Here is an 11,301-nt window from a genome sequence, read left to right as displayed (position 1 = left end):
TTTGCCGACGAAATGGCTCTTGGACCACCAGGCAGAACCCGGCAGCCAAAGTGCTCCTTAGAAAGGAGGTGATCCAGCCGCACCTTCCGGTACGGCTACCTTGTTACGACTTCGTCCCAATCGCCAGTCCCACCTTCGACAGCTCCCTCCCCACAAGGGGGTTGGGCCACCGGCTTCGGGTGTTACCGACTTTCGTGACGTGACGGGCGGTGTGTACAAGGCCCGGGAACGTATTCACCGCAGCAATGCTGATCTGCGATTACTAGCAACTCCGACTTCATGGGGTCGAGTTGCAGACCCCAATCCGAACTGAGACAGGCTTTTTGAGATTCGCTCCGCCTCGCGGCATCGCAGCTCATTGTACCTGCCATTGTAGCACGTGTGCAGCCCAAGACATAAGGGGCATGATGACTTGACGTCGTCCCCACCTTCCTCCGAGTTGACCCCGGCAGTCTCCTGTGAGTCCCCATCACCCCGAAGGGCATGCTGGCAACACAGAACAAGGGTTGCGCTCGTTGCGGGACTTAACCCAACATCTCACGACACGAGCTGACGACAGCCATGCACCACCTGTATACCGACCACAAGGGGGGCACCATCTCTGATGCTTTCCGGTATATGTCAAGCCTTGGTAAGGTTCTTCGCGTTGCGTCGAATTAAGCCACATGCTCCGCTGCTTGTGCGGGCCCCCGTCAATTCCTTTGAGTTTTAGCCTTGCGGCCGTACTCCCCAGGCGGGGAACTTAATGCGTTAGCTGCGGCACCGACGACGTGGAATGTCGCCAACACCTAGTTCCCACCGTTTACGGCGTGGACTACCAGGGTATCTAATCCTGTTCGCTCCCCACGCTTTCGCTCCTCAGCGTCAGTAATGGCCCAGAGATCCGCCTTCGCCACCGGTGTTCCTCCTGATATCTGCGCATTTCACCGCTACACCAGGAATTCCGATCTCCCCTACCACACTCTAGCCTGCCCGTATCGACTGCAGACCCGGGGTTAAGCCCCGGGCTTTCACAACCGACGTGACAAGCCGCCTACGAGCTCTTTACGCCCAATAATTCCGGACAACGCTTGCGCCCTACGTATTACCGCGGCTGCTGGCACGTAGTTAGCCGGCGCTTCTTCTGCAGGTACCGTCACTTTCGCTTCTTCCCTGCTGAAAGAGGTTTACAACCCGAAGGCCGTCATCCCTCACGCGGCGTCGCTGCATCAGGCTTTCGCCCATTGTGCAATATTCCCCACTGCTGCCTCCCGTAGGAGTCTGGGCCGTGTCTCAGTCCCAGTGTGGCCGGTCGCCCTCTCAGGCCGGCTACCCGTCGTCGCCTTGGTGAGCTTCTACCTCACCAACAAGCTGATAGGCCGCGGGCTCATCCTGCACCGCCGGAGCTTTCAACCCCCTCCCATGCGAGAGGGGGTGTTATCCGGTATTAGACCCCGTTTCCAGGGCTTGTCCCAGAGTGCAGGGCAGATTGCCCACGTGTTACTCACCCGTTCGCCACTAATCCACCCCGAAGGGCTTCATCGTTCGACTTGCATGTGTTAAGCACGCCGCCAGCGTTCGTCCTGAGCCAGGATCAAACTCTCCGTGAATGTTTTCCCGTAATCGGGACTACACCACGAGAGCGGAACCGTCGGGAGGAATAATCCCCACGATTCACTGCGTCCTCGCTAGTGCGCCTCACCCCGGTGTGGGAGTGAGGACTTTTTCAAAGGAACCTCCAACCCACCAAAGGTGGGCCGGGGTTGTCAATCTGGCGTTGACTTTTGGCACGCTGTTGAGTTCTCAAGGAACGGACGCTTCCTTTGTACTCACCCGAGAGAATCTCTCAGGCTTTCCTCCGGGCAGTTTCCCTTCGGTCTTGCGTTTCCAACTCTACCAGATCCGATTTCCGTTCCGTTTCCGGTTCGGTATTCATTTCCGGTGGCCGTTGGGGGCCTTTGCCTTTCGGCTGCCTTTCGGCGTGTCCACTACGTTAGCGGATTTCCCTTGAGGCTCATAATCGAGTCCCGCGGATTCGAATTCGGGCGTGCAGGCACGCCGAATAAGCCCCCGCTGAGGGGAAGTCGTAGGTAGTGGTTTGGCCGCCTTCGGCTGCTGGCAGATTGCCGTAACCGGGTCAAGCGGCTCGGGCTACATTACGGATCCCTCAGGGGCGAGTCAAGTTGAACGGCGGCGTGGCGCATGCGGCCGATATGGGCTCACCGTCGGGTCGTTGACGGTCCAGTAGCGCCAGGGATGGACGCCTCCCTCGCCGGCCACGCCCGTGCGGGGACCGTTCCGTACCTGGTCGCGTGGCGTGGGGGTGCCGGCGAGGATCGCGAGGGGGGAGTCCGGAGAGGCGCAGACGTCTGTGCCGTTCAGCGCGCGGTCCACGTCCAGGGCCGTGGCCAGGCGTGCCGGGCCTTTGGCCAGTTCCTTGTCGTTGCGGGCCGATAGTCGACGTTTGCGCGTGAGGTCGGCGCCCTTCGTGATCTCGCCGGCGCGGAGCAGGACTCCGCTCGCGGTGCCTTCCGGGCCGCACACCAGGTTGAGGCAGTGCCACATGCCGTAGGTGAAGTAGACGTAGGCGTGTCCTGGCGGACCGAACATCACGTCGTTGCGGGCGGTGCGGGAGCGGTACGCGTGGGAGCCGGGGTCGTTCGGGCCGTCGTAGGCCTCCACCTCTGTGAGGCGTAGCTCTATCGGGCCTTCCGCGGTGTTGCGGACGAGGACGCGCCCGAGGAGATCGGGAGCGACCTCCAGTACGGGCCGGTCGAAGAACTCCCGTGGGAGGGGCGTACGGTCAGGGGCCGCGATCATGGCGGACGAGCGTAGTCCAACGGAGAAGTGACCGAGAAGTGCGGCGAATCGGCGTGGACGGGTAGCCCTAGGGCTTCGTTGCTTGCCAGGGTGAACCGCGCGGAACCGGTCACCGGTCTATCGCGTTGGTAGAGATCAAGGATCGCGACAGGAAGACACGGGCCACGGGTGTGGCACGGGGAGGAGTGGAGTCATGGGGTTCAAGCGGCTGCTGGCGAGTCTCGGTGCGGGCGGTGCGTCGGTCGAGACGGTGCTGACCGAGGTCAATGTGGTGCCGGGTGGCGTCGTCCAGGGTGAGGTGCGGATCCAGGGCGGGTCCGTGGACCAGGACATCGAGGGTCTGTCGGTCGGTCTGCAGGCGCGCGTCGAGGTCGAGGGCGCCGACCAGGAGACCAAGCAGGACATCGAGTTCACGAAGCTGCGCCTCGGCGGGGCGTTCCAGCTGCAGGCGAACGCGGTGCACGCGGTGCCGTTCGGGCTCGAGATCCCGTGGGAGACGCCGGTCACCACGATCGACGGGCAGCAGCTGCGCGGCATGAACATCGGTGTGACGACGGAGCTGGAGATCGCGCGCGCCGTGGACTCCGGTGACCTCGACCCGATCAACGTGCACCCGCTGCCGTCGCAGCAGGCGATCCTGGACGCGTTCATCGGGCTGGGCTTCCGGTTCAAGAACGCCGACATGGAGCGCGGGCACATCCGGGGGACGCGGCAGAAGCTGCCGTTCTACCAGGAGGTCGAGTTCTTCCCGCCGCAGCAGTACCGCGGGCTCAACCAGGTCGAGCTGAGCTTCGTGGCGGACGACCGCGAGATGGACGTCGTCCTGGAGATGGACAAGAAGCCGGGGCTCTTCAGCGAGAGCAGTGACACGTTCCGGTCGTTCGTCGTCGGGCACAACGACTTCCAGGGGACGGACTGGTCGGCGTATCTGCACCAGTGGCTGTCCGAGGTCGGCAGCAAGCGCAACTGGTTCTGACCCCTGTGCGGCGGCCGGTGGCGGCGCCGTCCGCCGCCGGCCGGGCAGGGCATAGGCTCGGCACCGAGAGTTTTCGCCGATCAGGAGGTGCCGACGTGACCGACCTCAAGAGGCCGCCGCTTCCCCATGATTTCCATCCGCAGGTGCCGTCGTTCACGGTGGCGAGCGAGGACTTCGAGCCGGGCGCGGTACTCAAGGACGCTCAGGTCTACGCGGCCGGGAACACCTCGCCGCAGCTGCGGTGGGAGGGCTTCCCCGCCGAGACGAAGAGCTTCGCGGTGACGTGTTTCGACCCGGACGCCCCTACGGGCAGTGGTTTCTGGCACTGGACCGTGTTCGACATCCCGGTTGCGGTGACCGAGCTGGCGGCCGGCGCGGGCAGCGGCAAGTTCGAGGGGCTGCCCGCCGGTGCGGTGCAGGTGCGCAACGACTACGGGACGAAGGACTTCGGGGGCGCCGCGCCGCCGCCCGGTGACCCGGCCCACCGTTACGTCTTCACCGTGTACGCGGTGGATCAGGAGAAGCTGGGTCCCGACTCGGACGCCTCGCCGGCTGTCGTCGGGTTCAACCTGCGCTTTCACACGCTGGCGCGTGCGCAGGTGATCGCTGAGTACGCGGCTTCCGCGGATAGCTAGCGTTCATCGTCTGTTTGCCCGTCCCCGGTCATGGAAGTGATCGGGGACGGGCATTTTTATTGCGTTGTCCATCTCGGCGCGCCCGGCCAGAGTTGATCCAAGCCCGCCACGGGGGTGGGCCGGGGACGTACGGGAGGTGGGCGAGATGCGGGACACGCTGGTACTGAACGCCAGCTTCGAGCCGTTGTCGACGGTGACGCTCAACCGGGCCGTCGTGCTGGTGCTGCAGGACAAGGCCGTCGTCGAGCAGGCCCACCCCGGACTCCGTGTGCGTGCGGCCGCCGTGGACATACCGGTGCCGCAGGTGATCAGGCTCTGCAGGTATGTACGGGTGCCTTTCCGAAGACAGGCTCCGTGGTCGAGGCGGGGTGTGCTGGTGCGTGACCAGCACCGGTGCGCGTACTGCGGGCGGCGGGCGACGACTGTGGACCACGTGGTGCCGCGGTCGCGGGGTGGTGCGGACTCCTGGCTGAATACGGTCGCCTCGTGCGCGGAGGACAACCACCGCAAGGCGGACCGGACTCCGGAGCAGGCGGGGATGCCGCTGCTGCGGGAGCCGTTCGAGCCCACGCCGGCCGACGCGATGCTGCTGACACTCGGGCAGTCCGAGCGGGACGCGCTGCCGGCTTGGCTGGCGCGTACGGCGGCGTAGCCCGGGACGCGGTGACGCACGGAAAAGCCCGCCTCCGGGGTGCCGGGGCGGGCTTCTTCATGTGCGGGGCGGGTCAGTCGATGGGCGGCTGTTCGCGGCGCTCGGCACCCGCGGGGGCCGAACCGCCGCCCATCGGGCCGAAGTTGCCCATGGCGCCGGAGAGTCCCTTGAGTGCGTCGCCGATCTCGCTGGGCACGATCCAGAGCTTGTTGGCGTCGCCCTCGGCGATCTTCGGGAGCATCTGGAGGTACTGGTAGGCGAGGAGCTTCTGGTCGGCGTCGCCGGCGTGGATGGACTCGAAGACCGTACGGATGGCCTGGGCCTCGCCCTCTGCGCGCAGGGCGGCGGCCTTGGCCTCACCTTCGGCACGCAGGATCGCGGACTGCTTCTCACCTTCGGCGGTGAGGATCTGCGACTGGCGGATACCTTCGGCGGTGAGGATCGCGGCGCGCTTGTCGCGGTCGGCGCGCATCTGCTTCTCCATCGAGTCCTGGATGGAGGTGGGCGGCTCGATCGCCTTGAGCTCGACTCGGTTGACGCGGATGCCCCACTTGCCGGTGGCCTCGTCGAGGACGCCGCGCAGGGCCGCGTTGATCTCTTCGCGGGAGGTCAGGGTCCGCTCAAGGTCCATGCCGCCGATGATGTTGCGCAGGGTGGTGACGGTGAGCTGCTCGATGGCCTGGATGTAGCTGGCGACCTCGTAGGTCGCGGCGCGGGCATCGGTCACCTGGTAATAGATGACGGTGTCGATGTTCACGACCAGGTTGTCCTGGGTGATCACCGGCTGGGGCGGGAAGGGCACGACCTGTTCGCGCAGGTCGATGCGGTTACGGATCGAGTCGATGAACGGGACGACGATGTTCAGGCCCGCGTTCAGTGTGCGGGTGTAGCGGCCGAAGCGTTCGACGATCGCAGCGCTTGCCTGCGGGATGACTTGAATGGTCTTGATCAGGGCGATGAAGACCAGCACCACCAGAATGATCAGGACGATGATGATCGCTGACATCGCGTCTCCCGTGCCCTTCGTGCCGTCGTCGTTCCGGCGGGTCCCGCCGGAAGATCTTGAGGATCTTGCTGGTCGAGTCTGTCAGAACGGGCCCTGCAGCGTGGGGAGTTCGTGCCACCTCCCCGATCAAGTCACCATGATCACACAACGATCGCGGTGGCTCCCTCGATGTCGACGACGTCGACCTGACGGCCCGGCTCGTAGCTCTCGGAATCGTCGAGTGAGCGGGCGGACCAGATCTCTCCGGCCAGCTTGATGCGGCCACCACTGCCGTCGACGCGTTCGACGACGACGGCCTGTTTGCCCTTCAGGGCCTCGATTCCGGTGGCGAGCACGGGCCGCCCGGCGCTGTGGCGGGCCGCGATGGGCCGTACGACGGCGATGAGCGCGACCGAGACCGCGGCGAAGACAAGAACCTGCATCACCATCCCGCCGCCGAGGCCGGCGGTCACGGCGCCCGCGACGGCGCCGGCGGAGAGCATGCCGAATTCGGGCATCGCGGTGATGACGAGGGGGATTCCGAGCGCGGCCGCCCCGATCAGCCACCACACCCATGCGTCGATGTCTGCCACATGGTCATGGTAGGACCGGGGTCACCTCCGGGGACAGGGTGCCGTGGGGGCGGCCCGCGCCGGGTCAGCCGAGCGGGAGGCCCTGCGCGCTCCAGCGCTCGCCTCGCTGCTCGACGACGAGCGGGAGGCCGAAGCAGAGGGAGAGGTTGCGGGAGGTCAGCTCCAGCTCCAGCGGGCCCGCGGCGAGGACCTTGCCCTGGCGGATCATGAGGACGTGCGTGAAGCCGGGGGCGATCTCCTCGACATGGTGCGTGACCATGATCATCGAGGGGGCGATCGGGTCGCGGGCGAGGCGGCCGAGGCGGCGTACGAGGTCCTCGCGGCCGCCGAGGTCGAGACCGGCGGCGGGCTCGTCGAGGAGGAGGAGCTCGGGGTCGGTCATCAGGGCGCGGGCGATCAGGGTGCGCTTGCGCTCGCCCTCGGAGAGCGTGCCGAACTTGCGGTCCAGGAAGTCGCTCATGCCGAGGCGGTCGAGGAACGCGCGGGCGCGCTGCTCGTCGATGTCCTCGTAGTCCTCGTGCCAGCCGGCGGTCATGCCGTACGCGGCGGTGAGGACCGTCTGCAGGACCGTCTGGCGCTTGGGGAGCTTCTCGGCGAGCGCGATGCCGGCGACGCCGATGCGCGGACGCAGCTCGAAGACGTCGGTGCCGGGCTTGCCGAGGGTCTCGCCGAGGATCGTGGCGGTGCCCTGGCTGGGGAAGAGGTAGCTGGAGGCGACGTTCAGGAGGGTCGTCTTGCCGGCGCCGTTCGGGCCGAGGATGACCCAGCGCTCACCTTCCTTGACCGACCAGGAGACCTGGTCCACCAGAGCCCGGCCCTCGCGGACCACGGATACGTCCACCAGCTCCAGTACATCGCTCATGAGCGCGTTGTCTCCCATTGCAGTCTCGGCAGTCGCGTGCGTCTTGTGGACGCATCCCCATGGGAAAACCTACGCCACCGGTCGACCGGTCCAATCCATCGGCCGGTCTTTAGGGTGGAGCCCATGCTTTCGGAACCACGTTCAGGTCGGCTGGCCTCATGGGGAAATTCCCTTTTGGCCGGGTTTGTTGCTCCTGATGACGCTGCGCTCGCCATAGTCGGTGAGGATGCGGTGCACCGGGTGGAGGGGCTGCCGGGCGAGTCGGCGCCGGTGGGGCTGACGCTCGCCCTGGGGCGGCTGCGCACGCTGGGGGCGACGGGGCTGCGGGTGGCGCTGCCCGCGCCCGGCCATCCGCTGGGCCTGAGCGGTCCTCCCGAGTTCAACGCGCGCGCCCTCGACGCGGAGGAGGCCGTCGTGTGCCAGGGGGCCGCGCTCGGGCTCGTGCCCGAGGTGTACGAGGCCGGGCCCGCCGGCGACGTCCATGTCGACGTCCTGTGGCACTGCCTTCCCGTGCGGGAGGCGCCCCCTGCGGATGTGCCCTCGCTCGGTGAGGCCGAGCGGGAGCTCGCGGAGGCGCTGCGGGACGCCACGGCTGTGCTCTCGCGGCTCGACGTGGCCGGGTCGGGGCCGGTGGCCGAGGCGGCGGTGGACGCGTACCGGGCGCGGGCGGAGCGGGGGCGCGAGGTCCTCGCGCCGGGTTATCCGCCGCGCGCGGTAAGGGTGTTGGAGCTGGCACAGCGCGTCGGGCTGCTGATCTCGGTGGCGTACGAGAGCGGGCACGGCGGGGCCATGAGTGCCTCGGAGATGGCGGCGCGGTCGGAGGCGCTGCGTCCGGTGGAGCGGACGGCCCGTCGGGCGCAGGTCGCGGCGTACAACGCGTTCGTGGAGGAGCGGGAGCGCGGGGGGCGGTGAGGTGCGGGTGTGCGTTGGGACGGGGCGCAGAGCGTCGGTGCGCGGGAGCGAGATGCGCGCCGGAGCGCCGGAGCCGGGGACGCCGGAGCGCCGGAGCTCGGTAGCGGCGTAACACGAGCCTGAGTTGGGGGCCCCGCGGCTCAGGCCGCTCCGGAGTCGCGTAACTCGCCGGAAAGGCCCCGCGGATCCGTGTCCGTGGGGCCCTTCCTGGGGGTGTGTCAGCTGTTCTCGGAGGCGTTGCCGAACGTCGGATTCAGCAGGCCGATCACGTTGACGCTGTTTCCGGTGGCGTTGACCGGGACCTGGACCGGGTTGCCCGAGCCCACACCCGGGGAGTTGGCTGCCTGGCCGTCGGCGTCCGCGTCCGCGAAAGCGGCTCCGACACAAGCGCCCGCGGCGAGACTCTCGACGGCGAAGGTCGGGGCGGCCTTCTTGGCGATGTTCGTGAGAAGCATTCCTCCAGCCACGGCGGTGCGCACGTACGGATCAGCTGGCCCCCGGCGGGCCGGAAACGGGACCGGCCCCCGGGGATACCCGGGGGCCGGTGGTCACTGGTGGACCTGAGGCGTACGTCAGTGGTTGACGCCGAGGTTGCCGAAGGCCGGGTTGAGCACACCGATGACGTTCACGGTGTTGCCGACGACGTTGACCGGGACGTGGACCGGAGCCTGGATCACGTTCCCGGAGACGACGCCCGGCGAGTGCACAGCCTGGCCGTCCGCGTGCGCGTCGGTGGCGGAGGCCATACCGGCACCGGCGGCGACGAGCCCACCGGCAACCATCGATACGGCCGCGACCCTCTTCAGCTTCTTCACTTCTTGACCCTCCTAGGCGATCACTGCGACGAGCCGCCGCAGCACGCACTGGAGAACGCCGGAGCCTCGCGCAGGATGCGCCATCCGGGGGACATACACACGACAGTATGAATCTCGGCCCGGAGCGGAACCATCCGAATTGCCGTCCCCTCTCGTCCGGCCCGGCGGAGCCGCACACCGTCCCGCAGCCGCGGCACGGTTCAGCCGGCCGCCCCATGGCGTACGGCCCACAGGGCGGCCTGGGTGCGGTCCGCCAGGTCGAGCTTCATCAGGATGTTGGACACATGGGTCTTGACCGTCTTCTCGGAGAGGACGAGGGCGCGGGCGATCTCGCGGTTCGAGCGGCCGTCCGCGATCAGGCCGAGCACCTCGCGCTCCCGCTCGGTCAGGGAATTTCCTCTCCCCTGCCCGCCATTGGCCTCCTCCTGCGAGAGCAGGGCGCCGGCCACCTCCGGCTGGAGCAGCACATGTCCGGCGTGCACCGAGCGGATGGCGCCGGCCAGGGCGTCCGGGTCGATGTCCTTGTAGACATACCCGGCGGCGCCCGCGCGCAGGGCGGGGACCACGGTGCGCTGCTCGGTGAAGCTGGTGACGATGAGCACGCGCGCGGGGTTGGCGAGCTCGCGCAGCTTGCGCAGGGCCTCCACGCCGTCCATGACGGGCATCTTGACGTCCATCAGGACGACGTCGGGCTTCAGCTCCTCGGTGAGGGCGACGCCCTCGGCGCCGTCGGACGCCTCCCCCACGACCTCGATGTCGTCCTGGACCTCGAGGAACGTGCGCAGCCCCCGGCGGACGACCTGGTGGTCGTCGACCAGCAGCACCCGGATCCTGTTGTCAGCCACCGGGGACCTCCATCTCGATCGTGGTGCCCTTGCCGGGCTCCGATTCCACCGTCAGACGGCCGCCGACGCCACTGGACCGGTCGCGCATCGAGACCAGGCCGAGGTGGCGTCCCGCGTGCCGGACTGCCTTGGGTTCGAAGCCGCTGCCGTCGTCGGTGACGCGCAGGACGGCTCCGGGGCCTCGCTTGTCGAGCGTCACGCGGACGTGCTCGGCTCCCGAGTGGCGCAGCGCGTTGTGCAGCGCCTCCTGGGCGACGCGGAGCATGGCCTCCTCCTGGGCGGCGGGCAGGGCACGGATGCCGCCGCAGTCGAAGGTGACATGGGCCGAGTGGGCGCGGTCGAGGACCTGGATCTGCGTGCGCAGCGTGGCGATCAGGCCGTCCTCGTCGAGCGCTGCGGGGCGCAACTCGACCACCGCGGCGCGCAGTTCGTCCGCGGCTTCGGCGGCCAGCTCGGCCACATGCTGCAACTCGCCCTTGGCGCGGGACGGGTCGCGGTCGACGAGGGCCGCGGCGGCCTGGGCGGTCAGGCGCAGGGAGAAGAGCTTCTGGCTTACGGCGTCGTGCAGTTCATGGGCGAGGCGCGAGCGCTCCTCGGCGATGGTGAGCTCGCGGCTGCGCTCGTACAGACGGGCGTTCGTCAGGGCGATGGCCGCGTGCTGGGCGAGGATCGTCAGCAACTCCTCGTCCTCCAGGGTGAAGCCGCAACCCCCTTGCGGCTTCGGGCACTTCTTGTTGGCGAGGAAGAGGGCGCCGATGACCTCGTCCCCGTCCCGGATGGGCAGGCCGAGGAAGTCCGACATGTCGGGGTGCGCGGACGGCCAGCCCTCGAAGCGCGGGTCCTCGCGCACGTCGCCCAGGCGCTCGGTCTTCGCGTCGCGCAGCATCGCGGCGAGGATGCCGTGCTGGCGCGGGAGCGGGCCGATGGCCTTCCACTGCGCGTCGCTCACACCGTCGACGACGAACTGGGCGAAGCCTCCGTGGTCGTCCGGCACTCCGAGGGCCGCGTACTCGGCGTCGAGCAGCTCGCGGGCCGACGCGACGATCGTCTTGAGGACGTCGCGCACCTCGAGGTGTCTGCTCATGGCCAGCAGCGCGGAACTCACCGCGGAGAGGCCGGATCGTGGGCCGTGACTCATGACCTCAAGGTACCGGCGGGGTGTGACAGTGCGTATCGGGCCTGTGGCGGCCGCCTTCTGGTCCGGTGGACGTAGGGCGAAGGGCCCTC

The 11,301-nt window shown here is 67.8% G+C and carries 12 protein-coding genes and 1 rRNA gene; 4 read left to right on the top strand and 9 right to left on the bottom strand.

What is annotated here, in order from left to right; genetic code table 11:
* Nucleotides 1–61 precede the first annotated feature (61 nt).
* A 16S ribosomal RNA gene (locus tag OG574_RS34890) occupies nucleotides 62–1,589 on the bottom strand.
* A gap of 568 nt (nucleotides 1,590–2,157) precedes the next feature.
* Nucleotides 2,158–2,799, bottom strand: a complete 642-nt coding sequence (locus OG574_RS34885; RefSeq protein ID WP_100592541.1) for a DNA-3-methyladenine glycosylase — start codon at nucleotides 2,797–2,799, stop codon at nucleotides 2,158–2,160.
* A 193-nt stretch (nucleotides 2,800–2,992) separates the two neighbouring features.
* Here OG574_RS34885 and OG574_RS34880 point away from each other — a divergent pair, with 193 nt between their 5' ends.
* The 3 genes from OG574_RS34880 (at nucleotide 2,993) to OG574_RS34870 (ending at nucleotide 5,062) form a co-directional block, all read left to right on the top strand.
* Entirely contained in the window at nucleotides 2,993–3,775 is a 783-nt protein-coding gene (locus OG574_RS34880; RefSeq protein WP_326776450.1) for a sporulation protein, read from the top strand.
* Between the two features lie 95 nt (nucleotides 3,776–3,870).
* The gene (locus tag OG574_RS34875) at nucleotides 3,871–4,410 is read left to right on the top strand and encodes a YbhB/YbcL family Raf kinase inhibitor-like protein (RefSeq protein WP_326776449.1); all 540 of its coding nucleotides are present in this window, start codon (nucleotides 3,871–3,873) and stop codon (nucleotides 4,408–4,410) included.
* 145 nt (nucleotides 4,411–4,555) lie between these two features.
* Nucleotides 4,556–5,062, top strand: coding sequence for an HNH endonuclease (locus OG574_RS34870; RefSeq protein ID WP_100592538.1), 507 nt, complete (start codon nucleotides 4,556–4,558; stop codon nucleotides 5,060–5,062).
* A gap of 73 nt (nucleotides 5,063–5,135) precedes the next feature.
* Here OG574_RS34870 and OG574_RS34865 read toward each other — a convergent pair whose 3' ends face one another.
* The 3 genes from OG574_RS34865 to OG574_RS34855 all read right to left on the bottom strand — a co-directional run bounded on the left by OG574_RS34865 (nucleotide 5,136) and on the right by OG574_RS34855 (nucleotide 7,502).
* Nucleotides 5,136–6,068 (bottom strand): SPFH domain-containing protein, encoded by a 933-nt coding sequence (locus OG574_RS34865; protein ID WP_100592537.1) that lies wholly within the window; start codon nucleotides 6,066–6,068, stop codon nucleotides 5,136–5,138.
* A 140-nt stretch (nucleotides 6,069–6,208) separates the two neighbouring features.
* On the bottom strand, nucleotides 6,209–6,640 hold the full coding sequence (locus OG574_RS34860) for an NfeD family protein (protein WP_326776448.1): 432 nt from the start codon (nucleotides 6,638–6,640) through the stop codon (nucleotides 6,209–6,211).
* Nucleotides 6,641–6,704: 64 nt separating this feature from the next.
* A complete protein-coding gene (locus tag OG574_RS34855; RefSeq protein ID WP_326776447.1) occupies nucleotides 6,705–7,502 on the bottom strand; it encodes an ABC transporter ATP-binding protein in 798 nt (265 codons plus the stop codon).
* A 123-nt stretch (nucleotides 7,503–7,625) separates the two neighbouring features.
* Here OG574_RS34855 and OG574_RS34850 point away from each other — a divergent pair, with 123 nt between their 5' ends.
* On the top strand, nucleotides 7,626–8,414 hold the full coding sequence (locus OG574_RS34850) for a hypothetical protein (protein WP_326776446.1): 789 nt from the start codon (nucleotides 7,626–7,628) through the stop codon (nucleotides 8,412–8,414).
* A gap of 218 nt (nucleotides 8,415–8,632) precedes the next feature.
* Here OG574_RS34850 and OG574_RS34845 read toward each other — a convergent pair whose 3' ends face one another.
* The 4 genes from OG574_RS34845 to OG574_RS34830 form a co-directional block, all read right to left on the bottom strand.
* Nucleotides 8,633–8,869, bottom strand: a complete 237-nt coding sequence (locus OG574_RS34845) for a chaplin (protein ID WP_326776445.1) — start codon at nucleotides 8,867–8,869, stop codon at nucleotides 8,633–8,635.
* A gap of 117 nt (nucleotides 8,870–8,986) precedes the next feature.
* Nucleotides 8,987–9,229 (bottom strand): chaplin, encoded by a 243-nt coding sequence (locus OG574_RS34840; protein ID WP_100592533.1) that lies wholly within the window; start codon nucleotides 9,227–9,229, stop codon nucleotides 8,987–8,989.
* Nucleotides 9,230–9,429: 200 nt separating this feature from the next.
* Entirely contained in the window at nucleotides 9,430–10,074 is a 645-nt protein-coding gene (locus OG574_RS34835; protein WP_326776444.1) for a response regulator transcription factor, read from the bottom strand.
* Nucleotides 10,067–11,212, bottom strand: a complete 1,146-nt coding sequence (locus OG574_RS34830) for a GAF domain-containing sensor histidine kinase (RefSeq protein ID WP_326776443.1) — start codon at nucleotides 11,210–11,212, stop codon at nucleotides 10,067–10,069. The genes OG574_RS34835 and OG574_RS34830 overlap by 8 nt, the downstream gene beginning before the upstream one ends.
* Between the last annotated feature and the right edge of the window lie 89 nt (nucleotides 11,213–11,301).

Source organism: Streptomyces sp. NBC_01445 (genome assembly GCF_035918235.1).
Lineage (GTDB): Bacteria > Actinomycetota > Actinomycetes > Streptomycetales > Streptomycetaceae > Streptomyces.
Note: the sequence above shows the minus strand (reverse complement) of the source record. Positions and strands in the feature narration are given on the sequence as shown.